Here is a 26,801-nt window from a genome sequence, read left to right on the forward strand (position 1 = left end):
CCGCCCGGAAGCAACCACGTACCTCGCGCCACCCCGTGCAGTAACCGGAAGGACCACCATGATCTCCACCCTCCTGTCCCAGTTGCGGCACGGGCCGGACGGTGACGCCACCCCCCGCCTCGCGTACGGCGCCGACTACAACCCGGAGCAGTGGACGCGAGAGGTGTGGGAGGAGGACATACGGCTCATGCAGGAGGCGGGCGTCAACATCGTCTCCGTGGCGATCTTCTCCTGGGCCCGCATCCAGCCCGCCGAGAACGAGTGGGACTTCGGCTGGCTCGACGAGGTCATGGACCTGCTGCACGCGGGAGGCATCGGGGTCGACCTGGCCACCGCCACCGCCTCCCCGCCGCCCTGGCTCAGCACCGCCCACCCGGAGATCCTTCCGGTCACCGCCTCCGGCGAGACGCTGTGGCCCGGGGCGCGCCAGCACTGGCGTCCCACCTCGCCCGTCTTTCGCGAGCACGCGCTGCGCCTGGTGCGGAAGATGGCCGAGCGCTACGCGAACCATCCCGCGCTGGTCGCCTGGCACGTCTCCAACGAGCTCGGCTGCCACAACGTCTACGACTACTCCGACGACGCCGCCCGCGCCTTCCGCGACTGGCTGCGCGCCCGCTACACCACCCTCGACGCCCTCAACCACGCCTGGGGCACGGCGTTCTGGTCCCAGCGCTACAGCGACTGGGAGCAGATCCTGCCGCCCCGGCTGGCCGCCTCCCACCCGAACCCCACCCAGCAGCTGGACTTCAAGCGCTTCTCCTCCGACGTGCTGAAGGACCATCTGCGCGCGGAGCGGGACGTGCTGCGCGAGCTCACGCCCGATGTTCCGGTCACCACCAACTTCATGGTGATGGGCAACACCAAGGGAATGAACTACGCGGACTGGGCCGCCGAGATCGACTTCGTCTCCAACGACCACTACGTGGTGCCCGGTCCGCAGGACCGCGACGAGCTGTCCTTCTCCGCCAACCTCGTCAGCGGCATCGCCGGTGGCCGTCCCTGGTTCCTGATGGAGCACTCCACCAGCGCCGTGAACTGGCAGCCGATCAACGTGGCCAAGCGGCCGGGCGACCTCGCCCGTGACTCGCTGGTGCACGTCGCCCACGGCGCCGACGCGGTGTGCTTCTTCCAGTGGCGCCAGTCGGCGGCCGGCGCCGAGAAGTACCACTCGGCGATGGTGCCGCACGCCGGAGCCGACAGCGAGGTCTTTCGCGCGGTGACCGGCCTCGGACAGACCCTCAAGACCCTCGCTCCGGTCGCCGGGACCGAGCGTGAGCCGGCCCAGGTCGGAATCGTCTTCGACTGGGACTCGTGGTGGGCGAGCGAGCAGGACTCCCACCCCACCGCCCAGCTCAGCTACCGGCAGGAGGCGCTGGACTGGTACTCCGCGCTGCTCGCCCTCGGCATCCGGGCCGACGTCGTCACCACGCAGACCGAACTCGACCGCTACCAGGTCCTGATCACGCCGGTCCTGCACGTCATGCCGGCCCCACTGGCCAAGGAGCTCACCCGGTACGCCGAGAACGGCGGCCACCTGGTCACCACGTACTTCTCCGGCGTCGTCGACGAGAACGACCACATCTGGCTCGGCGGCTACCCGGGCGCCCTGCGCGAGCTGCTCGGCATCCGCATCGAGGAGTTCGGCCCGCTGCTCGACGCCGAGACGGTCGACGTCGACCTGGACAGCGTGGACGGTGCGGCCACCGGCACCCTGTGGACCGATCGGATCAGCGTCACCGACCCTGCGGTGGAGGTGCTGGCCCACTACCGTGGCGGCACGTACGCCGACCGCCCCGCCGTCACCCGGCGCCCGACGGGCCAGGGCTCGGCCGCGTACGTCTCCACCCGGCTCGGCGCGGACGGTCTCACCGCCCTGCTGCCGAAGCTGCTCGACCCGGCCGGTGTGCACAGTGAGCTGCCGGACGACGCGCGGGGAAGCGTCGAGCTGATCGTGCGCCGGAGCGCGGACAGCCGCTATCTGTTCCTGGTCAACCGGACCGACGAGACGGTGCCGCTGACCGGACTCACCGGAGACCTGCTGGTCGGCCGTACGGACGACGACGGCACCGTCGTCCTCTCGCCCCGGGATGTCGCCGTACTGCGGCAGCCCGCCCTCTGACGGCCCTCGAACAGCGAGCACGGCCCCCGTTCGAGGGTTGAGCCGGCGTGTCCCCACCCGGGGGCACGCCGGTCCATCGCAGCGACCACCTACGAGTTGGGAGCACACGTTGGCACGCCGTACTCGCACAAGACGGCTTCTGGGAACCATCGCAGGCACCGCGTTGGCCACCGGGGCAGCCCTGGTCACCGCCCCGCCGACGAGCGCGGAGACCGCGCCGTCGGCAGCCGCGTCCGTGACCGTCCGGCCGGATCCCTCGTACAAGGAGCAGAGCTTCGAGGGCTGGGGCACCAGCCTTGTCTGGTTCGCCAACGCCACCGGCGACTACCCGGCGCCGATCCGCGAAAAGCTCGCCAAACTCCTCTTCGGCGACGACGGCCTCAATCTGAACATCGCCCGCTACAACATCGGCGGCGGCAACGCCCCCGACGTCAAGAACTACCTCCGGGCCGGCGGCGCGGTCGAGGGTTGGTGGAAGGCCCCGGACGGCACCACCCGTACGGACACCGACTGGTGGAGCGCCGACGACGCGGCCGACTGGAACCCGAACGCAGACGCCACACAGCGCTGGTGGGTGGACCGGATCAAGAAGGACATCACCCACTGGGAGACGTTCAGCAACTCGCCGCCCTGGTTCATGACCACCAGCGGCTATGTCTCCGGCGGCTTCAACTCCTCCGCCGACCAGCTCAAGGCCGACTCCGTCGACGACTTCGCCGCCTACCTGGCGGGCGCGACCAAGCGGCTGGAGAAGGCGAGTGGCATCAAGGTCGACACCCTCGACCCGTTCAACGAGCCGAACACGAACTACTGGGGTACGCGTCTGGGAGCGGACGGGCAGCCGGTCGGCGGCCGCCAGGAGGGCGCGCACATCGGCCCCGAGCTCCAGCAGCAGGTGATCCGCGCGCTGGCCCCCGCCCTCAAGAAGGCGAAGACCGGCACGAAGATCTCCGCGATGGACGAGACCAACCCCAGCCTCTTCACACAGAACTGGAACACGTACCCCCAGGACGTGCGTGACCTGGTCGGTCAGTTGAACGTCCACACCTACGGAACGGGTGGCCGTACCAGCGTGCGCGACCTGGCCAAGGCGGCGGACAAGCCGCTGTGGATGAGCGAGGTCGAGGGCGACTGGGGCGACGGCCAGAGCTTCACGGACATGCGGCCGGGCCTGGGCCTGGCCCAGCAGATGGTCAACGACCTGCGCGAACTCGAGCCCAAGGCCTGGGTGTTCTGGCAGCCGGTCGAGGACTACGACAACATGAAGCCCGGCGGCGAGTCCGCCAAGGGCGGCAACTGGGGCAGCGTCCAGATCCCGTTCAGCTGCACGTCCGCGGACACCCTCGCGACCTGCCCCATCTACACGAACACGAAGTTCGACACCGCCCGCAACTTCACCCACTACATCAAGCCGGGCGACCGGCTGATCAAGACCGACGACACGTCCAGCGCGGCCGCGGTCTCCAAGAGCGGCAACGGGGCGACCATCGTCCACGTCAACAGCACCACCAGCCCGCGAACGGTCACCATCGACCTGTCCAAGTTCGGCCACATCGCGCGAGGCGCGACGGTGACTCCCGTGGTGACCAGCGCCGACGGCAAGTTGGCACGCCAGACCTCCGTCGCGGTCACCGGCCGGCAGGCCACCTTCACCGTGCCCGCCCAGTCCGTGACCTCCTTCGTCGTCAAGGGCGTGTCGGGCGTGGCCAAGGACGCCGCTCTGCTGAAGAAGGGGCACACCTACTCCCTGACCGGCGTCCAGAGCGGCAAGGCGCTCACCGTCGCGGACGACGGCAGCAAGCTCGTCATCAAGACGGCGAGTACGGACGCGGCCACGGTCACCGGCCAGCGGTGGCGGCTGCGACAGATCAGCGGCCACACCGGCAACCGGCAGCGGTACGTGTTCACCAACCCGGTGGAGGGCAAGCGGCTGGCCGTGCGCGACGGCGCCCCGGTCCTGGAGGCGGACACCGGTCCTCGTGACGAGGCGACGCAGTGGATCATGTCGACGACAGGTGACGGCACCTGGACCCTCGTCAACGCCGCGACCGGGAGGCTCCTGGAGGTGGGCGGTCAGGCCACCGCCGACGGGTCCGCCGTCACGATATGGACACCGAACTCCGGCTCCAACCAGCGGTGGACGGTGTCCGACGTGACCGACGGGGCCGGATCCTAGCTCTACGGCGGCATCCGTCTCCGCGCCCACCCCTGACAATCCGGGCGGTCGCGGAGACGGATGCGTCGTCGACCACGTGAAGTTCCTTGAGCCCTCAGCGCCCCGCGCTCGGCCCGACCGGGTGCCGACGCACCCAGACGAGCAGCGCCACCGAACACACCGCGGCGAACGCGCACCAGGTCGACACGAACTCGAGCTCCCACAGCACCCAGCAGATCAGCGCGCCCGCGCCCATCAGCACACCGAGCAGGACAAGTCCACGGTCGCCGGAGAGCAGGAGGGAGCCGACGGTGGCCAGGAGATAGCCGGCGACGAGCAGTTCAGGATCGTTCAGATGCACGACGTAGCCGAGGGTGTGGCCGCGGACCTCAGCCCGCACGGGGCAAGTCACGAGGGCGTACGCGAGTGCGGCGGCGGTCGCGACGCCGACCGCCAGGGGGACCGTCAGCCTGCGCAGCGCGTGCGGGGGCGCCGCGCACATCGCACCGGCCGGGACCCACACCGCGAGCAGCGGCAGCGCGATGACGGCCCAGGCGACGGTGGCGGGGCCCGTACCCCCGCCGGAGTCCCAGACCGCGGACTCCACGATCTGATGCGCCCCGAGGACCAACGGCAGCGCGGCCAGCGGCAGATCGCGGGATCGCCGCACCCGCGCCACGCAGGCCACCCCGACCGCGGCGATCCCGACACCGGCGGCCAGGTCGGCCGTCGCACTCCAACACATCGCGTCACCAGGGGGTCGGCCGTCATGTGATTGCACCTTTACGGTGACCAAGGTAGTGCCGCCGTCGGTCGGGGGCGCGGGAGCCCGCACGGGGGTCCTCATCCGGCCGAGTGGGGACTCAGGTACCGACGTAGGTCGCGAGGTGCTCGCCGGTGAGGGTGGAGCGGGCGGCGACGAGGTCGGCGGGGGTGCCCTTGAAGACGATCCGGCCGCCGTCGTGGCCGGCCCCGGGGCCGAGGTCGATGATCCAGTCGGCGTGGGCCATGACCGCCTGGTGGTGCTCCACGACGATGACCGACTTGCCCGCGTCGACGAGCCGGTCGAGCAGGTCGAGCAGCTGCTCGACGTCGGCGAGGTGGAGTCCGGCGGTCGGCTCGTCGAGTACGAAGACGGATCGGCCCCCGCCTTTCTCCGCCATGTGGGTGGCCAGCTTGAGCCGCTGCCGCTCGCCGCCGGACAGTGTGGTGAGCGGCTGGCCGAGGCTGAGGTAGCCGAGACCGACGTCGGCGAGTCGGGTGAGGACGCGGTGAGCGGCCGGCGTGTGCGCCTCACCAGCGCCGAAGAACTCCTCGGCCTCGGTCACCGACATCGCGAGCACCTCACTGATGTCGCGGCCGCCGAGGTGGTAGTCGAGGACCGAAGCCTGGAACCGCTTCCCCTCGCACTCCTCACAGGTGGTGGCGACCCCGGCCATCATCGCCAGGTCGGTGTAGATGACGCCGGCGCCGTTGCAGGTGGGGCAGGCGCCCTCGGAGTTGGCACTGAACAACGCCGGCTTCACGCCGTTGGCCTTGGCGAACGCCTTGCGGATCGGGTCGAGCAGTCCGGTGTACGTCGCCGGGTTGCTCCGCCTGGAGCCACGGATCGCACCCTGGTCGACCGACACCACGCCCTCGCCGGCCGGGATCGATCCGTGCACGAGCGAGCTCTTGCCGGAGCCGGCGACGCCGGTCACGACCGCGAGCACCCCGAGCGGGATGTCGACGTCGACGCCCCGCAGGTTGTGCGTCGACGCACCGCGGATCTCCAGGGTGCCGGTGGGCTTGCGCACCGTCTCTTTGACGGCGGCCCGGTCGTCGAAGTGGCGGCCGGTGATGGTGCCGCCGGTCCGCAGCCCCTCGACGGTGCCCTCGAAGCAGACGGTGCCGCCCGCCGTACCGGCGCCGGGACCGAGGTCGACGACATGGTCGGCGATCGCGATCGTCTCCGGCTTGTGCTCCACGACGAGCACCGTGTTGCCCTTGTCCCGCAGCCGCAGCAGCAGGTCGTTCATCCGCTGGATGTCATGCGGGTGCAGGCCGATGGTGGGCTCGTCGAAGACGTAGGTTACGTCGGTGAGCGAGGAGCCGAGGTGGCGGATCATCTTGACGCGCTGCGCCTCGCCGCCGGACAGTGTGCCCGCCGGGCGGTCGAGCGAGAGGTAGCCGAGGCCGATCTCCACGAACGAGTCGAGGGTCTGCTGCAACGCGGTGAGCAGCGGCGCCACCGACGGCTCGTCGAGACCGCGGATCCACTCGGCCAGGTCGCTGATCTGCATCGCGCAGGCGTCGGCGATGCTGATCCGCTTGATCTTCGACGACCGGGCCCCCTCGTTGAGCCGGGTGCCGTCGCACTCGGGGCAGGTGGTGAAGGTGACCGCCCGGTCCACGAACTCCCGGATGTGCGGCTGCATGCCCTCCCGGTCCTTGGCGAGCATCGACTTCTGGATCCGCGGGATCAGACCCTCGTAGGTCATGTTGATGCCCGCGATCTTCATCCTGGTCGGCTCGCGGTGGAGGAAGTCCTGCAACTCCTTCTTGGTGAACTTGCGGATCGGCTTGTCCGCGTCGAAGAAGCCCGACTCGCTGTAGAGCCGGGAGTTCCAGCCGCCCCCCGTGTAGCCGGGGATGGTGATCGCACCTTCGGAGAGCGACTTGGAGTCGTCGTAGAGCTGGGTGAGGTCGAGATCGGTGACCGTGCCGCGGCCTTCGCAGCGCGGACACATGCCGCCGGTGATGCTGAAGCTGCGGCGCTCCTTCACCTTCTGCCCGCCGCGTTCCATGGTGACCGCACCCGCCCCGCTGATCGAGGCGACGTTGAAGGAGAACGCCTTGGGCGAGCCGATGTGCGGCTTCCCGAGCCGGCTGAAGAGGATGCGCAGCATCGCGTTGGCGTCGGTGGCGGTGCCGACCGTGGAGCGGGGGTCCGCGCCCAGCCGCTGCTGGTCGACGGTGATCACGGTGGTCAGCCCGTCGAGGACGTCGACCTCCGGCCGCGCCAGCGTCGGCATGAAGCCCTGCACGAAGGCGCTGTACGTCTCGTTGATCAGCCGCTGCGACTCCGCGGCGATCGTGTTGAACACCAGCGAGCTCTTGCCCGAGCCGGAGACACCGGTGAACACCGTCAGCCGACGCTTCGGGATCTCGATGCTGACGTCCTTGAGATTGTTCTCGCGCGCGCCGTGCACGCGGATCAGATCGTGGCTGTCGGCAGCATGCGGCGCAGGCGACTGCGTGTCCGTCCTCGTGGCCATGCTCATCGTGTCTCCATCTGTTCGGTGGGGCCGCCCGCACGGTCTCCGTCGGCGTCGCCTGGCTGGATCCGACCAGCCCCGAGGGTAACGTCTGGTTTTCCCGTGCCGGGGCCCGGACCGCGATGTCCGTGGCCGTCACGCTAGCGGCGGCGTTCTGACCGGCGCTTCTCGAATCCTGACCGATCCGGTCACCTGCTTCGCCACCCAGGACGGCGTGCCCGTCGTCGCACGCGTCGCGTTCACGTCCGAGGCGCGCTGCTGTCCCGGCGCTGGATCGTCGCGGCCGCACGGTGCAGTTCGGTGAGGACCGTTCGTACCGCTCTTCGTGCGGCACGTTCGGGGCGATGGAGCACATCGATGTGGCGTCGGGTGTGCACGCCGCTGAGAGGTCTGAGGACCAGTGCGGGGTGTGGACGCGTGGTCCAGCGGGGCATCAGGGCCAGGCCGGCTCCGGCGGCGACGGCTTCGGCGACCACCGCGAATTCGTTGATGCGATGGACGATGTCGAGCCGCCGGTTCGCGGCGCTCGCGATGGCGTCGATGGTGGCCATCAGCGGGAACCCGTCGTGAACGGTGATCCAGGGTTGGTCCGCGACGTCTCGCGGGGTCAGACGTCGTTTGGCGGTCAGGGGGTGGTCGACCGGCAGGGCGATGTCCAGCGGTTCACGCAGCAGTGTGGCGGCGGTGACCGTGTCCGGCCAGGGCGGCGCCTGGCCGAGGTGGTGGGCGAGTACGAGGTCGTAGTCCCGGGTCAGTCGCGGAAAGTGGTCCTGCGGGACGTCCTCGTCGGCGAGCGAGAGCCGTGGACGTCCAGGTCCGGCCCCGCCGAGCAGCAGGAGCGGGAAGAACGTGGAGGCCGCGCTGTGGAAGGCCGCGACCGATACACCCGCGTCCGGCTGGTCGACGAATGCGTCGATCGCGTGCCGCGCCGTGGCCATCGCGGTCTCCACCTCGATCGCGGCGCGGGCCAGGGCTTGCCCGGCATCGGTGAGTACCAGCCGCCGGCCGTCACGTTCGGTCAGGGGAACGGGGATCGAGCGTTGCAGCAGCCGTAGCTGTTGGGAGATCGCCGAGGGCGTCATCAGCAGCGCCTCGGCGGTGGCGGTGACGCTTCCCGACTCGCCGAGTTCCCGCAAGATCTGCAACTGCCGTTCATTCACCTGCTCAGTGTAGTGATGCTTCAGGGTCGGTGAAGAACATCGTTCTTGGCTTCAGAGTGGGAACAGTGCAGCGTAGGGGCGTGTTCTCCACCCGCCGCACTGATGCAGTGCTTCTCCTTGTCGCCGTCGTCTGGGGCTCCAGCTATCTGGCCGCGAAGACAGCCACCCATGCCCTGCCGGTTCTGGTGGTGCTGTTCGCGCGGTACGCGATCTCCGCGATCGCCTGCCTCGCTCTCGTCGCCACCCGACGTCGGGAGGGGCGGTACACGCCGGACGAAGTTCGTGTCGGGGCTTTGCTGGGGGTCACTCAGGCCGCTGTGCTGGTTCTGGAAACCTACGGTGTCGCGCACACCAGCGCGGCCAACGCCGGCCTGATCATCAGCCTCACGATCGTGCTCACCCCGCTGCTGGACCGCACGACGGACGGCGGACGGCTGCCCCCGCGCTTCTTCGCCGCCACGGGTGTGTGCCTGGCGGCCGTCGCGCTGCTCATGTCCGGCAGCGGCTTCCACACTCCCCGAATCGGCGACGTGCTGATGCTCGCCGCGGCGGTGGTGCGCGCGGCGCATGTCGCGCTCGTGGGGCGGCTCACGAAGGGGCGCGTCGTGCGGCCGTTGCAGCTGACGACCGTCCAGACGGGTGTCGGCTCGGCGCTGTTCGTCGTGCCCGCCGCGGGTGCCCTGCCGACGCTGACCCGGGTCGATGCCGCGCTCTGGGGCCAGCTCGTGTATCTCGCCCTGTTCTGCAGCGTGTTCGCCTTCCTCGCGCAGACCTGGGCGGTGCAGAACAGCTCTGCCAGCCGGGCCAGTCTGCTGCTGGGCACCGAACCGGTCTGGGCGGTCGTGGTCGGCGTCTGCCTGGGCGGCGAAGGGTTCACCGTCCTTGCCGGCCTCGGGGCGGCGCTCATGGTCACCGGGACGTACTGGGGACAGAACATCGAACGCACCCACCGCACCGCCGACATCGAGGAGTCCCCATGCCGGACAACGGCACCTACGAGCGTCTGATCAGCGTCTCCAGAACTCTGTGTGTGCCTGTGGTTTCCGGGCTTTTCAGGCGCGGCGCTGTTCGAGAGCCGCACCCGGCCGGCCGGGAGAAGATCCTCAGGCCGGTGGGGTGCGGGTACTCCATGACCTGGCACCGGCCCGCCCTTTCGCGCGGGTCGCTCGGACGCGTCCTGGCAGGTCGGCGCCAGGGCCGCGAGAACGTCGATGGCCTCGCTGATGATGTATTGGCAGGCGGTGGTGACCCGATGTCGAACCCGGCGGCGAGCTGAGCGCGTAGGTGTGGTCGCGGCGTAGGTGGGCCACGGCGAACAGGGCCTGGCGGCCGGTGGTCGGCCCGAGTCATCGGGTGCCGCGCTCGCGGCGACGGAATTCCGGGTTGAATACCCATCTACCAGGGGCTCTTCACTGCACTGACCTCTCAACCGGCAGACTCACGCCGCAGGTTATGAACCGCTCACCGGCGAGTGGATCGGAACCGCCGTGGAACACCCTCGCGGCGTCCGGGCCTACCCACCACTGGTGAAGCGGGCCTGCCACAGGTCGCGGAGCAACGCGATCTCGGCCATGTGGTGGATGAATTCGAGGTTGGCCCCCGACAGCACGGTGATGAAGGGGTCGTCGGGGTCGGAGCCGTACGGGTACTGCGAGAAGCCGACCGTGTCGAGCTGCTCGTCGGTGACGGCGGCGACGCTGTCACGCCAGCGGTCGATCACCGCCCAGAATCGCTCGAGTGCCAAGGCGGCGGAGGGGGTGAAGTCGACCAGCAGTTTCGGCTCCTGCCGACGTTCGCCGAAGGTCCACTCCCATGGGCCCGCGAAGTGGAAGTGCAGGTGGCCCAGCCGCCAGGCGATGGTGGTGACCGGCGTTTTGTCAGGCTCCGGCGTACCGGTGTGGGCGAGGACCTGCTCGACCCGCTCGACACTCACGCTCCAGTCATCGGCGATCTCGGCGACGGTCATGCCGTCAGCCGCCTGCCGGGCAACCTCGGCGTACTCGCTCGCCGGGATGTCCGCCGCGCCCAGGTCGAGCACCCACTCGCCCGGCCCGAACGCCCTGGGCGTCACCGCCTCGCCCCGCCGCCGGATCGACCAGGAACCGGGCACAGGCTCCCATCGGTACTCCTCGTCGCTGAGCCCGGTCAGTCGCACCTGGGCCATTTCCCTGGCATGGTCGAACTGGTCGAGCAGTAAGCCCAAACGGTCGGTCCGGGTGTTCTCAGTCTCCATACCAGGTTCCCTTCGTGGTCGCGTCGCGTATCTCACTGCGCTCAGGCGGAAGTTAACGGCCCACCTCACGGGGCGCGATCGATTTACTCACCACGAAGCCCCGTAGTCTGCTGGGACGCGCAACGATGTGATCTTCGGCGGGAGACTCTCATGATGAGCGGCAGCAGGTCCAGCACGGATGTCGACGCTAGCCACATCGGACTGGTCGTGACGATCATTGTCCTGGTGGTCATCGCCAGCCTGTCAGGGCCCCGCGGCACTTTGGTAATCGCAGCCTGTCTCACATCTTGGTTCGTCCTCGTTCTGACCGTCGTCCACATCAGGGGCGGACGCGGCGGGGAAGCCGTTCGACGGGCTTACGTCGCCACTTTCGGCTGGGGCGACTACGTCACCCCCTGATGGGGTTGCTGAGGCGGATTCGGTCCGCCGAGAGTTCGGTCGCCGGACTCGATACCAGCGACCTGGACCCAGGCCGCTGGGGCACGACGGTCATCTCCTTCTCCTCATGCAGCGTCTGTGACCGAGCGGTCGAGCTCGGCGGGCTCCACCCGGTCTGGATCTCGCTGCGGGTGGCCACGGACGTTCTGCCCCTGCTGGTCAACGCATGTTCGGCGCAGTGCGTGGCGGAACTTCCCCCGCCACCCGAGGGTTACGTCCAGTCCGCGCACACAGGCGGCCGAGTCGGCCAACCCTCGGCCGACCGGGACTGACGCGGAGGACGGCCCCGAGTGACGGGGCCGCGGTCCGTCAGTCGAGCCGTGCCTCGCCGTACGGCAGCAGCCGTACCGGGCCGAGCAACCCGTACGCCTGCCGTGCCGTACCGCCGTAGACCGCGGGGTCGCTGACCCGCAGCCGGTTGGAGAGCGGCGTGGCGACCTCGACCTCGATGACGTTGACCCCGCGCCGGAGCAGGCCGCCCAGGTCCACCACCGGATGGATCTGGTCGACCGGGTCGAGGCGGTGGCCGTTCACGGTGACCCGGCAGGTGTCGGTCACGGTGCCCATTTCCAGGCGGGCGCCGTGGCCACCAGTCCAGTCGTTGTCGAGGGTGACAGTAGTGCGGTAGAGGCCGATTCCGGAGACGTCCGCGAGCTCGGTGATCTGCGACCAGGGCAGCAGTGCGTCGAGGGTGAGGTCGTGGTCGACGACGGTGGTGCGGTAGGCCGTGACGCCCGGCCGCCAGTCCTGCACGCGCAGCTGCCAGGAGGTGAGATCCATCGGCGCGAGGACGCTCTTGAGTGTCGTCCGCACGGTGCGGCCGGAGGAGAGGACGGTGCTGTACGTGCCTGCCGTGGCCGCCCGGACGGCGAGTCCCGCGTCGGTGAAGCGCACCTCGTCCGCCTCGCTGTCGACGGCGTGCGGACGGCTGCCGGTGCGGTCGCCGAAGAGGCCGGGGCGGCCGAGGGCCAGGATCAGGGGCTCGGCGGGCTGGAGGGTGACGCGAGCGGTGACGGTGTCGCCGTCCTCGGTGTAGCAGGCGAGGCGCTCGGCCTTTCCGGTCCACGGGTCGAGGAGATAGGGCACGGCGCTCGCCGTCGTGCGGCGCAGGGTAATCTCGTGGTCGATCGCGGCCACCGGCGGTTTGACGGTCTCGGCGTGCTTGCCGTTGCACAGGTAGTAGTAGTCGACGCCGTCGGCCACACGGTGGGCGTTGAGCAGGGTGGAGGAGGACGCGTAGCGGACGTCCGGCACCACCCCGAGGTCGGCGAGAGCGGAGGGGACGGCCGACTTGTCGGCGATCTGGCGGACCAGCGGCAGGGCCAGCAACTCAGCCACGACAGAACGCAGTTCGTCGCTCTCGCCGCTGTCGGGGACGCCGGACGGCACGACGGCGTCCCAGGCGCCGAGCAGCACGACGGGCAGTCCGGCGCGGGCGAGGCGCAGCAGGGCGCGGGCGTCGGACAGGGCCAGGGTGACCGTGGAGCCGTAGAAGAAGTCGCCCTCGACGAACAGGGCCTTGTACGCCGGGCCTTCGGGTGCGAGGCGCCCGTGGCGCACGGTGGCGGCGGGCAGGTCGAGCAGCGGCCCGCTGAGGAACTGGTGGGTCCAGCCCAGGGGGACGCCCGTCGCGGTGAACCAGGAGGCGCCGATGCCGGTGGCGGTGTACCCCGTCTGCCGGAACACCGCGACGTCGACGCGCGGACGGCCGGTCCGCAACACCTGGTGGACCCGGCCCAGATACCCCGACACATCCTCGACGTGCCGCCAGGTCGGATGCCTCGGCCCCCAGGACTCGCCGTAGCCGACGGTCCCCTTGTACGGGGTGAAGGCGGCGTATCCGGGCCAGTTCACGCCCGGCAACTCGGCGTAGGAGAAGCCGTGGACGACCGTCTGGTTGACCCCCGCCGCATAGGCGCCGCCCATGGTGCGCAGGAACTTCTGCCAGGTGGTGTTGTACGCCCCGCCGGCGTAGGCGCCCGCCTCGCAGGACAGCACCGTATGCCCGGCCATGTCACGGCCGCCCGCCAGACAGCGGTAGTCGTCGAGGTTCTTGAAGCCGAGGGATTCGCCCTCGGGGATGTCCAGGAGTGCGGCCGAGGCGATCGCGTCGGTCTGCAGACCGTAGGGCTGGGATCGCAGTTCGAGGCCGAGGGAGTGGGCCCAGGTGCGTAGGGCCGTCACGTGGTGCCGGTTGAAGAGGACGGACACCGTCTCCCAGAAGTCGTGCCGGATCTGCCGGGTGATGGCGGCTTCGAATGCGAAGACCTGGCTGCCGTGGTTCAGGATCACGGCGGGCAGCAGCGGCAGCAGGGAGCGGCCGGTGTGGGCGAGGAACGCGTCGGGGAGGCCGGACGTCCACTGGAGCCCGTCGGTCTCCAGCTCGATGGAGTCCTCGAAGAGCGCCCCGCCGCAGACCTTGAGCAGGCGCCGGACGGTGGGAGAGAGGAGGTGCGCCTCCCAGTAGTCGGTCACCGCGCGCGTGCCGGCCGCGCTGAAGTGGTCGACCACGTACGCGGCCGGGGCGGTGTGCGGGCCGCCCTCCGGGGTCTGCCCGGAACCGCGTACCCAGTAGGAGACGATCACCCAGCTGCCGTCGTCGGGCACGGTCCAGGTGAGGGCACCGTCGGTGGCGGCGTCGGTGAGGTCGATCACCGAGTCGAGGTCGAGCCCCGTCTCCTTGCGGGTGGAGTTCGCGGTGTTCACCCGGGCGGCCTGGACCAGGAGCAGCCGCTGCCGGGTCACACCGGACGCGGCGGCGTGGACCGGGGGCGGCACGGCTCCGGAGTAGGTGGATCCCGCCGTCAACGTGATCGTTCCGTAGGCGAGTTCCTTGACCGCCGCCTCGCTGTCCGGCGTGATGCCGGGGACTGCCGCGGGCCAGCTCGGACCGATCGTCAGATCGACGGTGAGGCCGCGCCGGGCCGCCTGATCGAGAGCGGCCTCCACTCCCGTCACCCACGCCGCGCTGCCCCAGCCGTGCCGCGCGGTGTCCAGAACCGCGGGGTCCGTGACGCTGTGATGGACCGCGGCTATCTCGGCCCCGCCGAAACCGGCGTCGGCGATCTGGTCGATCTCCCGTCTGATCTCGTCGGGCTGTACCAGGCCGTCCGGCCACCACCAGCGGAACTTCGGCCGCACCGCGCGTCCGGGCGCCGCGAACGGCAGCCCCGCCGCGGTCGCGGCCCCCGCGGGTGCGGGCAGGCTCCAGTCGAGTGTGCCGACCGCCGCCGTGGCCACGGCGACCGAGAGGAGAGTGCGGCGGGGGAGTCCCGAACGGCGGTCCGGGGTGTCGTTGCTCATGGATCTCGTCCACTCTCTCGGAGGGCAGCACAAACAGGACCCCTTCGGGCCCACGCTTTTGAATCGTTTAAATCCTCCGGGAAGCTACGGCCCCGGATGGGAGAGCGTCAAGATCCGTGCACACCTCGGACAACGGTCGCGTCAGGTGGCATGCGTGAGCTTCGCAGGCGGATATCAGAAAGTTGTCAGGCTGTGGGAAGCCTCTCTCGCCTCCCTGTTTCCCGAGCGCAGACGCTTACTATCGGCCGCGTGTGCGCATATGTGCTGGTCGCGGAAGACGACGAGAAGCAGGCGGAGCTGATACGCCGCTCACTGCTGCAGGAGGGACACACCGCGACCGTGGTCCATGACGGAGGGGCCGCGCTCGACGAGGTACGGCGGCACAAGCCCGACCTCGTCGTCCTCGACCTGATGCTGCCCGTGATCGACGGGTTCGGGGTGTGCCGGGTGCTGCGCCGGGACGACGACATCCCCGTCCTCATGCTCACCGCCCGCTCCACCGAGGACGACGTCCTGCTTGGCCTGGAACTCGGCGCGGACGACTACATGACCAAGCCCTACAGCCCGCGCGAACTGATGGCCCGGATCCGTACGGTCCTACGGCGCAGCGGACGCCCGGCCACCGGACAGGAACAGGTCATCCGCGCCGCCGGCATCACCGTCGATCCCGTCCGGCACGAGGTGCGCTGCGACGGCTCACGCGTGGAGTGCACGCCGGGCGAGTACGAGATCCTGCGCGCCATGACCGCGGAACCCGAGCGGGTGTTCTCCCGGCGGCAGTTGCTCCAGCACACCCGGGGGATCGACCGGGCCTCCACCGAACGGGCCATCGACGTGCACATCATGAACCTGCGCAAGAAGATCGAGGCGGATCCCCGCAGGCCTACGCGGCTGCTGACGGTGTTCGGCGTCGGGTACAAGCTCAGCGGTGAGCGCGGATGAGCTCCGGCATACCGCTGCGCAAGAGGCTGCTCGTACGGCTGATCATCACCTCGGTGCTCATCGCCCTCTGCTCGGTCGCGGCGACGGCGTGGCTCGCGGTGCAGACGACGACCCGCGCCATCCAGGAGGAACAGGGGCAGGCCCTCGCCGACGACACGGACATCCTCCGGCAGCTCAGCGGATACGCCGCCACCCACCCGAGCTGGTCGGGCGTCCAGGACACCGTGCGCCGGCTGTCGGCCACCATGGGGCGACGGATCGCGCTGACGACGCCGGACCGTAAGCCGATCGCCGACTCCGCGAAGTCCCACACCGCGCTGCCGCCCGGGGCCGCCGCCACCGTCGACCCCCTGCACACGGACACCGACTCGGAACCCGGGGCTCAGCTCAGCGGAATCGACCCGCGTGCGGTGGGACCGTATCGGCTGACGCCCAAGGAGCACGCACGCCTCGACGTGCTGGCGAAGAAACGGCAGGCGTGCTACCGACGCAACCATTTCGAGACCACACTCAGCTGGATGCCGAGCGGCCGACCCCTTCTGACGGACACGGGCAAAACCGTCAGGGACGACCAAGCGGTCTCCGAGTGCGAGGACGGACAGGTCAACATCCTCATGCCCACCGAGCAGACTGCCCAGGACGAGCTGACCCGCATCGTCCAGGAGTGCCTCCGGCGCAAGCACGTGGCCCGGCCCTCGTCCCAGGCCGTCTACCTCCACTTCTCGATCCTGACTCCGCAGCCGCAGTTCGACCTGGGGGAAGGGACGGCCCATGGGCTGCCTACGGCGACCGGGACGAAGAGCGACGAGTGCCTCACCGACGCGCGTCGCGAGCAGCTCGACCCCGATGTCGCTCCCGTCGCCGAGCTGTTCCTGGGCACGGGGGACAGCGCCGTCCCGCACTTCGACATGTCGAACAGCAACAAGGCCAAGATCGTTGGAGTCGCCGGCCTCGTCCTCGCCCTTACGGTCGCCGTGACCGCGCTGGTCGCCACCAGGCTCGTACGACCGCTGCGCGCACTGACGCTGGCCGCGCAGCAGCCGCCGGAGCAGCACGTACGGGTTCCCGTGACCACCCGGGACGAGACGGGCATCCTGGCGCTGGCGTTCAACGAGCTGGCCGAGCGCCGTGAACGCATGGAGGCCCAGCGCAAGGCGATGGTCAGCGACATCGCGCATGAACTGCGTACTCCGCTGACCAATATCCGAGGCTGGCTGGAGGTGACCCGTGACGGCATCGTCGACCCCGACCCGGAACTGCTCGCCTCCCTGCACGAGGAGGCGGTGCTCCTCCAGCGGGTCATCGACGACCTTCAGGACCTCGCGGCGGCCGACGCGGGCACCCTCACCTTGCACCGCGAGGCCGTCCGCGCCGACGAGCTGCTCGAACAGGTCGCCGCGGCACACCGGGTGGGGGCGGAGGCGGTGGGCATCAAGCTGCGCAGGGCGGTCGACGCGGCGCCCTCGTTCGCGGGGGAGGGGGCGCCGTGGCTCGACGCGGACCCGGTGCGGATGCGGCAGGCGCTCGGCAATCTGGTCTCCAACGCGATACGGCACACCCCGGCCGACGGCACCATCACGCTCTCCGTGCGACGGCAGGACGACGGGCAGGTCGCACTCGAAGTGGCGGACACCGGCAGCGGTATCGCCGAACAGGACCTCCCCAGCGTCTTCGACCGGTTCTGGCGGGCCGAGAAGTCCCGTAGCCGGCGCACTGGAGGCAGCGGGCTCGGCCTGTCCATCGTCCGCCAGCTCGTGGCCGCCCACGGCGGTACCGTCGCGGTGACGAGTGAACTCGGCGCCGGAACGGTCTTCACCCTGAGGCTGCCCGCCACCAACCCTCCGGTTGACGCGGAGGAGGACCGCTGACCTGCGCAGGGTGGTGGTGGCGGTACCAGGATGCGCGTTCCCCCTCACAGGAGGGATCTGGTTACCCCGGCGTCCTGGGAGCACTGTGGTCACATGAACACCACCAGGATGCCGGGGGCCGGAATCCGTGTCACGCCCCTGCGATCGCTCGCGGGACGCACCTATGTCCCGCGCCGCGGAAGAAGTGGAAGAGGCGCAGAGAGGTCACCGGGGTCAGAAAGTCAGGCTCCAGCTGTCCAGGTATCCGGGGTCGACGGTGTAGGTCGCGTGCACCTGCGTGCCGGTGTCCCAGACGAAGTCCTGCACTAGCAGCGCGGTGCCGTCGTCGCCGACCAGGCTGATGACTCGGCCACTTCCCGACCCCGGGAAGTGGCCGATGTGGAGTTTCCTCACCGGAATACGTTGTCGGAATCGTCCCAGATCGACGGCTCGCTCGGCGTGTGCTCTCGCGGGACTCTTGACGAGGTCTGGTACATCGCGTCGATCTCGGCGGCGAAACGCCGGGAGATGGCGTCCCGGCGCAGCTTCATCGACGGGGTCAGCAGGCCGTTGGTCTGGTCGAAGGGTTCGGGGACAACACGGAACACCCGGATGGACTCCGAGCGGGACACGGTGCTGTTGGCCGCCGCGACGGCGCGTCTGACCTCCTCCCGCAGCTCGTTCTCCTCCCGCGCGTCCCGTGCCGACGGGTCCCCCTTGGACCAGGTCACGCGCCAGTGCGCGAGGAAGTCGGGATCAAGGGTGATGAGGGCGCCCACACACGGCCGGTTGTCGCCCACGACGACCGCCTGATGGATCAAGGGGTGGACGCGCAGCCGCTCTTCGAGGACCGCGGGAGCCACGCTCTTGCCACCGCTTGTGATGATGATGTCCTTCTTGCGGCCGGTGATGGCCAGATAGCCCTCGGCGTCGAGGTGGCCGATGTCGCCCGTGGCCAGCCAGCCGTCCCGGAACGCGGCGTACGTGGACGGGGGGTCGTTGACGTAGCCCTGGAATACCGAGGGCCCCCACACCAGGATCTCCCCGTCCTCGGCCACCTGGATCTCCGTACCGGGCAGGGCGCGGCCGACCGTTCCGAACTTCTCGCGCCCCGCCGGGTGGGCCGTGACGCCGCCGGCTGTCTCGGTGAGCCCGTACCCGTCGTGGACGAAGATCCCGATGCCCGCGTAGAAGAGGGCGAGTTCCCGGTTGAGCGGGGAGCCGCCCGACACCGCGCCGCACACTCGTCCCCCCAGGGAGGCTCGCAGCTTCCGGTAGACGGTCTTCTCGTAGAGGGTGTGCTGCAGGCGCAGGTCGAAGCCGGGGCCGGGGCCGGTGCCCAGCCGCTGGCGTTCGGTGGCCGCCGCGAAGTCCTTCGCCGTCTGGACGGCACGCTCGAACAGGGCTCCACGGCCGGCCTGTTGCGCTGTGCGCAGGAAGTTCTTGTAGATCCTCTCGAAGACGAACGGCACGGCGTAGAGGTAGGTGGGGCGGAAGGAGAGCAGCGCCGCGCAGAGCGTCTCCTCGCTGAGATCGGGCTGGTGTCCCAGCAGGATGCGGCCTCGCAGACAGAGCCCCTGAACCATGATGCCGTACACGTGCGAGAAGGGCAGGAAGGCGAGGATGGCGGGCTGCTCACCAGGGGGAGCGATCGTGTGTCTCCAGCCCGCGAGAAGGGTGTCGCAGGGGCTCGCGAGGTTGCGATGGGTGAGGGCGCAGCCCTTGGGATGGCCCGTCGTACCGGAGGTGTAGGCGATGACCGCCGTCGAGTCGGGCAGCACGATGCGGCGCAGCGAGTCCACCGTCGTCGTCGAGATCGCCCGGCCCCGCTCGACCAGCCCTGCCAGAGCTCCGGCGTCCAACTGCCAGACGTGGCGCAGCGACGGGAGTGACGCGCACGCCGAGCCGACCGTCATGATGCCCTGCTCGTCCTCGACGACCACGGCGACACAGCCCGCGTCCTGGAGGATCCAGGCGACCTGCTCGTGCGACGAGGCCGGGTAGATGGGCACGACCTCGGCGCCCACCGCCCACAGCGCGTAGCTGAGTACGGTCCACTCGTAGCGCGTACGCGCCATGACCGCCACCCGGTTCCCCGGGCGCAGGCCGGACACGACCAACCCCCGGGCCAGGTCGACCACTTCATCCCACAGCTCGGCCGCGGTCACCGTCGTCCAGGTGCCGGGGTCGTCGTCGAGGCGGCGTGCGATCTGTGGCAGGTCCGGCTCGCGGCGAGCCGTTTCGAAGAGACTGTCGGCGAGTCCACCCTGCATCACTGTCGCAGCCGGTGAAGGATTTTCGAACGCGTGCATCGCCGCTCCACAATTCTCCTCGACATGGCCCCACCGAGGGGCTGCGGTGCCGAGGATTCACGAATCTAGCCCAGACCAACCACGACTGTGCCGGATTCGGGCAGCAGTTCGTCTACCGATGAGGTTACGGTCGGTTCAAGGACCTCCCGTGCTCGGGATCCGGTCGGCGACGAGTTCCCCGCGCGGTCGCATGGGGCGGTCGCGTGAGGTGGTCTTGCGAGGCGGTCGCGCGGTGGGTCGCGACCGTCCCGGTCAGGCCGGAGCGGACGGTCCGCGGGGCGGCGGCAACGCCCGCAGCAGCTCCCACAGCGGCTGCGATCCGGCGGCCCAGCAGGCGAGCAACCGGCGGTCCACGAGCTGCAGACGCTGCTGCTCGGCGAAGTCCCGGGCAGGGGCGGTGATCCGCCCGTTGGTCACCATGACCGCCACGTCGGCCAGGTGCACGGGACGGGCGGTACCGTTGAGCACCTGGAGGTCCGGCGTGCCCACGGCGGACCCGCGCTCCCCGTCGCGACGGTGTTTGCACTGGATCACCCAACGCCGCCCGAACGGATCCGTCGCCTTCACGTCCGCGCCGAGATCACCGCGCCCACCGACCCGGGCGGCGTCCGGGCAGCCGTCCCGGCGCATCAGCTCCCGTATCGCCTGCTCGAACTCCTGGTGCTGCAAGGCGTCCAACTGCGCGATCGCATACCGCAGCCCGCGCGCCTGCACCTCTCGCCAGTGCGCACGGTCCCGGCGCAGGCGCAGCCAACCGGCGCCCGCGAGTCCGACGAGCACCGCCGCGACGACGACCACCCACCAGTGGTCCGCGAGCCATCGGATCACCGCCACCACCAGCGCGACGGCCGCGACCGATGCCACCACCAACGCCAACAGCCTTGCTTCCGCCTGCTGTTGGCGCCTGCTCGGCCGCCGGGCGCGCCGCCTGACGAGCGATCGCCGCCGTGTCACCGGACGCCGCGCTTCACCGGACGCCATGCTTCACATAAGGATCGGTCCCCCCGCATTCCTGCCCCCCCTGATCAAGCGCTCTCCGTTCCACCACCCATCATGGCAACCGCCACTGACATCGAGCAGGGACAGCTTCCGGTCACGGGTGGCTCAGGAGCGCTTCCCGGGAGATGAGGGCGGTCGAGCCCGGTGCCGTACAGGCGTGGGCGCCCGCGACCGCCCCGAGCCGGGCGCACTCGTGTACGTCCCGGCCGGTGAGCCTGCCGTACAGGAAGCCACAGACGTAGGCGTCGCCCGCGCCGTTGGAGTCCACCACCGGCGCAGACGGGACGACGGCCGGAATGTGCTGGGGATCGGGGCCGCCGTCCCTGGTGAGGACGTAGGAGCCGTCCGCGCCGGCCGTGGCGACCACCGTACGGGCCCGCCCGGCGCGGAGGATCTCCCGCATCAGCGCGGGCGTGTCCTTGCCCGCGCACGCCGCGCTGAAGAAGACGAGGTCGGAGCGGAGAGCGAACTCCCGGTGGTGGTCCGCGAGGCCGTCCCAGTCGTGCAGATCGGTGGAGACGGGGACGCCGAGGTCCTCGATGTCGTCGTAGAGGAAACGCCCGAAATTCATGATGGAGAGGTGGACGTGGCGGGCGCGCCGCAGCCGCGGCAGGTAGAAGTCCCGGGGCATCCGCAGATCCGCCGGGTCGCGTCCGTCGTAGAAGGACATCCGCCGGCCTGACGCGTCCACCAGGTTGACCGCGCGCCGCGTTCCCGCGGCGGAGATCAGCGGGACGAACTCCACACCGCCCTTGGCCATCCGCTCGCGCACCTGCGCGCCGATCCAGTCGTCACCGATGCAGTCGAGCAACCCGGCCTTGAGGCCGAGTGCACGGGCGCCGAGTGCGACGTTCCCCCCGGTGTGACCGGGCCACTCCTCGATCGGGCCGACGTGGACGGAGTCCGCGAACGGGACCGGCAGGGCATCGACGCGGACGACGGTGTCCACGCCACTGCCGCCGACCACCAGTACGTCGTATGTGTCGTGCTGGTCGTACGCGTTGTACCGGTCACGGTCGTATGCGCCGTGCCGGTCGTCTTCCGCATGTTGTGGAATCACAGATCCATCTGCCCTCTCCTTCCCCGCCGCCCCCAGTATGGCTGGCGACCACGGACAACGTGCCGCGCCCGCCTCCCGGCTTACCCCTTGACTTCACAAGACCACCGCGCGACATTCCTGACTCCGCATCAGAACCGGGACGCCGCAGGCCCGTGCTTCCCGGGGCACAGCACGCTCGCCCATTCCTTCGCCCGGCTGGAGCGCCCTGCCATGTCCACAAGCGCGGACCCTGCGAGACATACCGAAGCCGCCTCTGCGTACTCGACCGCTTCCACCTCGGGACCCGGCCTGTCGCGTCGCCAGGTGCTCGGCGTGGCGACAGGAACCGGGCTCGCGCTCGCTGCCGGCCTGCCAGGCGGCGCCGACGCGGCCGGCCTGCCTCTGCTCGGCACGTACGACGTCGTGGTGATCGGCTCCGGAGCGGCAGGGATGACCGCCGCGCTGACGGCCGCGAAACAGGGACTGAGCTGCGTCGTCGTCGAGAAGGCGCCCACGTTCGGGGGCTCGGCGGCGCGCTCCGGCGCGGGCATCTGGATCCCGAACAACCCGGTGATCCTTGCCGCGGGGGTGCCGGACACCCCCGCCAAGGCCGCCACCTACCTCGCGGCGGTCGTCGGACCCGACGTCTCCACCGCACGCCAACAGGCCTTTCTCGGCCACGGCCCCGCCATGATCTCCTTCGTCATGGCGAACAGCCCGCTCCGTTTCCGCTGGATGGAGGGGTACAGCGACTACTACCCCGAGTTTCCCGGCGGGCTGCCCGGCGGCCGCTCCATCGAACCCGACCAGCTCGACGGAAACATCCTCGGTGCCGAACTCGCCCACCTGAACCCGTCGTACATGACCGTCCCGACCGGCATGGTCGTCTTCAGCTCCGACTACAAGTGGCTCACGCTCGCCGCGGTCAGCGTGAAGGGAGCGGCCGTCGCCACCAGCTGCCTGGCCCGCGGCACCCAGGCGGCCCTCCTCGGCCAGAAGCCCCTCACCATGGGGCAGTCGCTGGCGGCCGGCCTGCGCGCCGGGCTGCTCGCGGCCCAGGTTCCGGTGTGGCTGAACACCCCGCTGTCCGACCTGTATGTGGAGAACGGCACCGCCACGGGAGCCGTGGTCACCAGAAACGGCACCCCGGGCCTGATCAGAGCTCGGCACGGGGTGATCGTCGGATCCGGCGGCTTCGAGCACAACGCGGCCATGCGCGACCAGTACCAGCGACAGCCCATCGGCACCGAGTGGACGGTCGGCGCCAAGGAAAACACCGGCGATGGTATCCAGGCGGGGCAGCGGGCCGGCGCGGCGCTCGACCTGATGGACGACGCATGGTGGGGCCCGGCGATCCCGCTGCCCGACCAGCCGTACTTCTGCCTCGCCGAACGCACCCTGCCCGGCGGGCTCCTCGTCAACGCCGCCGGCGCGCGCTTCGTCAACGAAGCGGCCCCCTACAGCGACGTCGTGCACATCATGTACGACCGTGACACCAACGCGCCCGACATCCCGGCCTGGCTGATCGTCGACCAGAACTACCGCAACCGCTACCTCTTCAAGGACGTGCTGCCGACCTTCACCTTCCCCGACGCGTGGTACACGTCCGGCGCCGCCCACAAGGCATGGACCCTCGACGCCCTCGCCGGGCAGATCGGCATGCCTGCGGCCGCGCTCCGCACCACCGTCAACCGTTTCAACACCCTTGCCCAGAACGGCAACGACAGCGACTTCCACCGCGGCGACAGCGCCTACGACCACTACTACACCGACCCCGCGATCCTCCCCAACTCCTGCCTCGCGCCTCTGTGGCTCGCCCCCTTCTACGCTTTCAAGATCGTCCCGGGTGACCTGGGCACGAAGGGCGGCCTGCGCACGGATGCCAGGGCGCGCGTACTGCGGCCGGACGGATCCGTCATCCCCGGTCTGTACGCCGCCGGAAACGCCAGCGCGGCAGTCATGGGCCACAGCTACGCGGGCGCGGGTTCGACGATCGGCCCGGCGATGACCTTCGGCTACATCGCGGCGTTGGACATCGCGGCCGGCGCGGGCGCCTGAAGGATGTGCAGGGCACCAACGGACCGTGGGGTGGCTGACCGTGGTCGTGTGATGCTGTCGTCATGACTGATCAACGGGACACTGTCGTCGTCCGCCGGCCAGGTCAGGGAGCTTTCGTCGAGGAGGGGCTGGCCGAGTTGTTGGCGGCCTACCATCTGCGGACCGAGGCCGAGAAGGGCGAGGCCGTCAGCGATGTGAGTGGGCTGCCTGAGCGCTACCGCGCGGAAATACTGGGCCCGCGGGCCGCGTTCGGCGACGGTGTCGTACTGGTGGCGCTGAGCGGGGACACGGCGGTGGGCTGCCTCGTGGTGACCGCTCCCGTCGGCGGGCGGTCGGAGATCAAGAGGCTCTGGACGGACCCCGCGTTCCGGGGCCGCGGCATCGCGTCCGATCTGCTCGGTGCAGCTCTCGCACATGCCGGGGAAAGCGGAGTCAGCACGGTACGGCTGTCGGTGTGGAAGTGGCGATCGGGTGCCATCGCCCTCTACGAACGGCTCGGTTTCACCGTGACCGAGTCGTGGGACGAGCGAGAGCAGTTGGTGTGCATGGAGCGCGCGGTAGGAGCAGATGCCGCCGCCTGAGCGGAACTCGAGGGAACCCACGGGAGCTCGTGCGTCAGGCAGGCCTTTGCGTGCCCGGACTGTCAGTGGTGGCTGGGAGACTGCCGGACATGAACGAATCGAAAGAGAAGGCGGATCTTCTCCGCTATCTGCAGGCCGCCCGCGACGCCCTGCTGTGGAAGCTCGACGGGCTTTCGGAGTACGACATCCGCCGTCCGCTGACGCCGACCGGAACGAATCTGTTGGGGCTGGTCAAGCATGTCGCCGGAGTGGAACTGGGGTACTTCGGCGACACCTTCGGGCGGCCGTTCTTCGACGAGCCGCCGCTCTGGTTCGCGGCGGACGCCGAGCTCAACGCGGACATGTGGGCCGACGCGGACGAGTCGCGCGAACGGATCGTCGGACTCTATCGCCAGGCGTGGAAGCACTCGGACACCACCATCGAGACCCTGGCGCTCGACGCGATCGGGCGCGTGGCGTGGTGGCCCGAGGACCGCAGAGAGGTGACGCTGCACCACGTCCTGGTGCGCGTGATAGCCGACACCCACCGGCACGCGGGCCACGCCGACATTCTCCGGGAGTCCATCGACGGGGCCGTCGGGATGTGGGAAGGGAACGACGGCATGCCGTCGGGCGATCCGTCATGGTGGGAGAAACACCGAAGCCGACTGGAGCGCATCGCGCGGGAATCCGTCGGCCGCGATTGATGCCGCTCGCATGCCGCCTTCTTGCCGCGGAGCTCAGTTCCACAGTGGCAGGTCGACCTTTTGCGCGAATCCGTCCGGCGTGTTGTCGGCGTAGATGAGGCTCATCTGGGTGTAGTGCGGCAAGTCAGGGTGCTTCTTCCAGGGCTGTGGGTCGTCGAGCAGCACGGTCACCGCGTACGAGTGGAATTTGCCCGCGGCGCAGTACGGCTTGCAGTCGTTCACCTCGTTGATGCCCGTGGCCACAGCGGAGTCCGTGCCCCAATGTGACCAGTGGAGCGAGGTGAGGCGGCTGTTGCCGTCACCGCACGCGAGGATGAAATCGGTGGGGCGCATCTGCTGGCGCCAGAAGCAGTCGACGATCACGGGCTGCCAGGTCTTGCGCTCCACGGGGTGCGCGGACAGTGGTGACGTGGCCGGGGCGGAGGAGGCTGTTCCGGAGATTGCCGCGAGTGACACGGCGGCACAGAACGTGACTGCAGTCCTCATGGTGTGTCTTGGCATGTCGGCTCCCAGTCGCAATCTCTTTCGACCCACGGGCCCCGGCGCCTGGTCCGCCCCCTCGCGGCGGTCGGCTCCTCTATCGACGCTACGACGCTGCCGGAGGTTGCACCACTCGCACGGAGTAACGCGTGCTCCCTCCCAGCGACGAGATACCGGATGTAGAGAGCTGGTGACGGCGACGTCCGGCGCGTAGAGCGACCCTCACCGCGGTCCCACTGTCACCGACAAGGCCTGAAGGAGAGACAGCATGCTCGTCGGATTTCGCACGGCACGGCGGGCGACGCTGGAACTGAAGTGCGCCGGTCTGGAAGGGGATTTGGCCCGGCGTTCCATCGAGCCCTCCACGCTCTCGCTGCTCGGACTCCTACGGCGTCTCGCCGACGTGGAACGCCGATGGTTCAGGCAGGCCCTCGCCGCTCAAGACGCGTCACCGCGTTTCTCGTCGTCGGCGGAACCAGACGCCGATCTTCTCCGTGAGCGTATCGACGGGGCGATCGGCGTCTGACAGCGTGACCGCCATGGGAGAGCTGGTGGAGCGAGTGGACGAGCAGGATCATGTATTGGGGGTGGTGGATCGAGGTGAGGCCATCCGCCGAAGGTGGCTGCACCGGGTTGCCACCACAGTCTGTCGCGATCCTGACGGTCGGATCCTTGTTCACCGGCGCCCCGACCGTGTTTCCCGCTTCCCCGGCCAGTACAACTGGCTGGTCGGAGGTGGGGTGGGCGTGGGCGAGTCCTACCCGGCAGCCGCCTCTCGCGAACTCGCCGAAGAACTGGGGGTCGACGCACCGGCGCGGTTCCTCCTGAAGTACCTGTGCAGGGGCGCGATCAGCCCGTACTGGCTCGGTCTGCACGAGGTGGTCATCGATCAGCCGGTTGTACCGGATGCCTCGGAGATCGCCTGGCACACCTGGCTCACCCCGGCTGAACTGCGCGCTGCGATGCACGACACGACGTTCGTCTCCGACGCCCGCGACGCGTTCGACCGGTACCAGGAGGAGAAGGACCGTGTCCGCCGCATGGGCCTTGCCCACCCCTGACGCATGGGAGATACGCGCGGTCAGCGCCAAGTGGTCGGAGGGGAACGACCTGTTCCCGCCACTGAGTTGTACCGGCTCCGCGAACAGCGGACCGGGCTCGGGTCACCTGGTGGCGCTCCCTATCGCCCGCG

22 protein-coding genes are annotated in these 26,801 nt (G+C 69.6%); 12 read left to right on the plus strand and 10 right to left on the minus strand.

The window, feature by feature from the left end; all coding sequences use genetic code 11:
• Nucleotides 1-58: 58 nt before the first annotated feature.
• Together OG819_RS32885 and OG819_RS32890 are read left to right on the plus strand one after the other, a co-directional pair.
• A complete protein-coding gene (locus OG819_RS32885; protein ID WP_266638648.1) occupies nucleotides 59-2,119 on the plus strand; it encodes a beta-galactosidase in 2,061 nt (686 codons plus the stop codon).
• A gap of 109 nt (nucleotides 2,120-2,228) precedes the next feature.
• Nucleotides 2,229-4,295: an RICIN domain-containing protein gene (locus OG819_RS32890; protein ID WP_266652230.1), complete on the plus strand. Its 2,067-nt coding sequence runs from the start codon at nucleotides 2,229-2,231 to the stop codon at nucleotides 4,293-4,295.
• A 94-nt stretch (nucleotides 4,296-4,389) separates the two neighbouring features.
• Here the strand turns inward: OG819_RS32890 and OG819_RS32895 are convergent, their stop codons facing one another.
• From OG819_RS32895 to OG819_RS32905, 3 genes are all read right to left on the minus strand, one after another.
• Nucleotides 4,390-5,019 carry a DUF6629 family protein gene (locus OG819_RS32895; RefSeq protein ID WP_266652232.1) on the minus strand — a complete coding sequence of 210 codons (630 nt, stop codon included), beginning with the start codon at nucleotides 5,017-5,019 and terminating at the stop codon, nucleotides 4,390-4,392.
• Nucleotides 5,020-5,137: 118 nt separating this feature from the next.
• Nucleotides 5,138-7,537 carry an excinuclease ABC subunit UvrA gene (locus OG819_RS32900; RefSeq protein WP_266652234.1) on the minus strand — a complete coding sequence of 800 codons (2,400 nt, stop codon included), beginning with the start codon at nucleotides 7,535-7,537 and terminating at the stop codon, nucleotides 5,138-5,140.
• A 233-nt stretch (nucleotides 7,538-7,770) separates the two neighbouring features.
• The gene (locus OG819_RS32905) at nucleotides 7,771-8,691 is read right to left on the minus strand and encodes a LysR family transcriptional regulator (RefSeq protein ID WP_266638644.1); all 921 of its coding nucleotides are present in this window, start codon (nucleotides 8,689-8,691) and stop codon (nucleotides 7,771-7,773) included.
• A gap of 80 nt (nucleotides 8,692-8,771) precedes the next feature.
• Here OG819_RS32905 and OG819_RS32910 point away from each other — a divergent pair, with 80 nt between their 5' ends.
• Nucleotides 8,772-9,698 carry a DMT family transporter gene (locus tag OG819_RS32910; protein ID WP_266652236.1) on the plus strand — a complete coding sequence of 309 codons (927 nt, stop codon included), beginning with the start codon at nucleotides 8,772-8,774 and terminating at the stop codon, nucleotides 9,696-9,698.
• Nucleotides 9,668-9,967, plus strand: coding sequence for a hypothetical protein (locus OG819_RS32915; protein ID WP_266652238.1), 300 nt, complete (start codon nucleotides 9,668-9,670; stop codon nucleotides 9,965-9,967). Before OG819_RS32910 ends, OG819_RS32915 begins: the two co-directional genes overlap by 31 nt.
• A gap of 237 nt (nucleotides 9,968-10,204) precedes the next feature.
• Here OG819_RS32915 and OG819_RS32920 read toward each other — a convergent pair whose 3' ends face one another.
• Nucleotides 10,205-10,924, minus strand: a complete 720-nt coding sequence (locus OG819_RS32920; protein WP_266652240.1) for a DinB family protein — start codon at nucleotides 10,922-10,924, stop codon at nucleotides 10,205-10,207.
• 398 nt (nucleotides 10,925-11,322) lie between these two features.
• Between OG819_RS32920 and OG819_RS32925 the strand changes: the two genes are divergently transcribed.
• Nucleotides 11,323-11,634 carry a hypothetical protein gene (locus tag OG819_RS32925; protein ID WP_266638640.1) on the plus strand — a complete coding sequence of 104 codons (312 nt, stop codon included), beginning with the start codon at nucleotides 11,323-11,325 and terminating at the stop codon, nucleotides 11,632-11,634.
• Between the two features lie 37 nt (nucleotides 11,635-11,671).
• Here OG819_RS32925 and OG819_RS32930 read toward each other — a convergent pair whose 3' ends face one another.
• On the minus strand, nucleotides 11,672-14,665 hold the full coding sequence (locus tag OG819_RS32930) for a glycosyl hydrolase (RefSeq protein WP_266652242.1): 2,994 nt from the start codon (nucleotides 14,663-14,665) through the stop codon (nucleotides 11,672-11,674).
• A 249-nt stretch (nucleotides 14,666-14,914) separates the two neighbouring features.
• Between OG819_RS32930 and OG819_RS32935 the strand changes: the two genes are divergently transcribed.
• Both OG819_RS32935 and OG819_RS32940 read left to right on the plus strand, forming a co-directional pair.
• The gene (locus OG819_RS32935; protein WP_266652244.1) at nucleotides 14,915-15,607 is read left to right on the plus strand and encodes a response regulator transcription factor; all 693 of its coding nucleotides are present in this window, start codon (nucleotides 14,915-14,917) and stop codon (nucleotides 15,605-15,607) included.
• Nucleotides 15,604-17,475 (plus strand): HAMP domain-containing sensor histidine kinase, encoded by a 1,872-nt coding sequence (locus OG819_RS32940; protein ID WP_266652246.1) that lies wholly within the window; start codon nucleotides 15,604-15,606, stop codon nucleotides 17,473-17,475. Before OG819_RS32935 ends, OG819_RS32940 begins: the two co-directional genes overlap by 4 nt.
• A 213-nt stretch (nucleotides 17,476-17,688) precedes the next feature.
• Here OG819_RS32940 and OG819_RS32945 read toward each other — a convergent pair whose 3' ends face one another.
• From OG819_RS32945 to OG819_RS32960, 4 genes are all read right to left on the minus strand, one after another.
• Nucleotides 17,689-17,868, minus strand: a complete 180-nt coding sequence (locus tag OG819_RS32945) for a hypothetical protein (protein ID WP_266638636.1) — start codon at nucleotides 17,866-17,868, stop codon at nucleotides 17,689-17,691.
• A complete protein-coding gene (locus tag OG819_RS32950) occupies nucleotides 17,865-19,766 on the minus strand; it encodes an AMP-dependent synthetase/ligase (RefSeq protein WP_266652248.1) in 1,902 nt (633 codons plus the stop codon). The genes OG819_RS32945 and OG819_RS32950 overlap by 4 nt, the downstream gene beginning before the upstream one ends.
• A 252-nt stretch (nucleotides 19,767-20,018) precedes the next feature.
• Entirely contained in the window at nucleotides 20,019-20,630 is a 612-nt protein-coding gene (locus OG819_RS32955) for a restriction endonuclease (protein ID WP_266638784.1), read from the minus strand.
• A 229-nt stretch (nucleotides 20,631-20,859) separates the two neighbouring features.
• A complete protein-coding gene (locus tag OG819_RS32960) occupies nucleotides 20,860-21,735 on the minus strand; it encodes a carbohydrate kinase family protein (protein WP_266638783.1) in 876 nt (291 codons plus the stop codon).
• A 393-nt stretch (nucleotides 21,736-22,128) separates the two neighbouring features.
• Here OG819_RS32960 and kstD point away from each other — a divergent pair, with 393 nt between their 5' ends.
• From kstD to OG819_RS32975, 3 genes are all read left to right on the plus strand, one after another.
• The gene (gene kstD / locus OG819_RS32965; RefSeq protein WP_266652918.1) at nucleotides 22,129-23,862 is read left to right on the plus strand and encodes a 3-oxosteroid 1-dehydrogenase; all 1,734 of its coding nucleotides are present in this window, start codon (nucleotides 22,129-22,131) and stop codon (nucleotides 23,860-23,862) included.
• Nucleotides 23,863-23,924: 62 nt separating this feature from the next.
• On the plus strand, nucleotides 23,925-24,443 hold the full coding sequence (locus tag OG819_RS32970) for a GNAT family N-acetyltransferase (RefSeq protein WP_266652250.1): 519 nt from the start codon (nucleotides 23,925-23,927) through the stop codon (nucleotides 24,441-24,443).
• Nucleotides 24,444-24,532: 89 nt separating this feature from the next.
• Nucleotides 24,533-25,129 carry a DinB family protein gene (locus OG819_RS32975; RefSeq protein WP_266652252.1) on the plus strand — a complete coding sequence of 199 codons (597 nt, stop codon included), beginning with the start codon at nucleotides 24,533-24,535 and terminating at the stop codon, nucleotides 25,127-25,129.
• A gap of 33 nt (nucleotides 25,130-25,162) precedes the next feature.
• Here OG819_RS32975 and OG819_RS32980 read toward each other — a convergent pair whose 3' ends face one another.
• Nucleotides 25,163-25,630 carry a hypothetical protein gene (locus tag OG819_RS32980; protein WP_266652254.1) on the minus strand — a complete coding sequence of 156 codons (468 nt, stop codon included), beginning with the start codon at nucleotides 25,628-25,630 and terminating at the stop codon, nucleotides 25,163-25,165.
• Between the two features lie 247 nt (nucleotides 25,631-25,877).
• Between OG819_RS32980 and OG819_RS32985 the strand changes: the two genes are divergently transcribed.
• Both OG819_RS32985 and OG819_RS32990 read left to right on the plus strand, forming a co-directional pair.
• The gene (locus tag OG819_RS32985; protein ID WP_266638631.1) at nucleotides 25,878-26,135 is read left to right on the plus strand and encodes a DUF664 domain-containing protein; all 258 of its coding nucleotides are present in this window, start codon (nucleotides 25,878-25,880) and stop codon (nucleotides 26,133-26,135) included.
• 13 nt (nucleotides 26,136-26,148) lie between these two features.
• The gene (locus OG819_RS32990; protein ID WP_266638630.1) at nucleotides 26,149-26,670 is read left to right on the plus strand and encodes an NUDIX hydrolase; all 522 of its coding nucleotides are present in this window, start codon (nucleotides 26,149-26,151) and stop codon (nucleotides 26,668-26,670) included.
• Nucleotides 26,671-26,801: the final 131 nt, after the last annotated feature.

This window comes from Streptomyces sp. NBC_01549, from assembly GCF_026339955.1.
Taxonomy (GTDB): Bacteria; Actinomycetota; Actinomycetes; order Streptomycetales; family Streptomycetaceae; genus Streptomyces.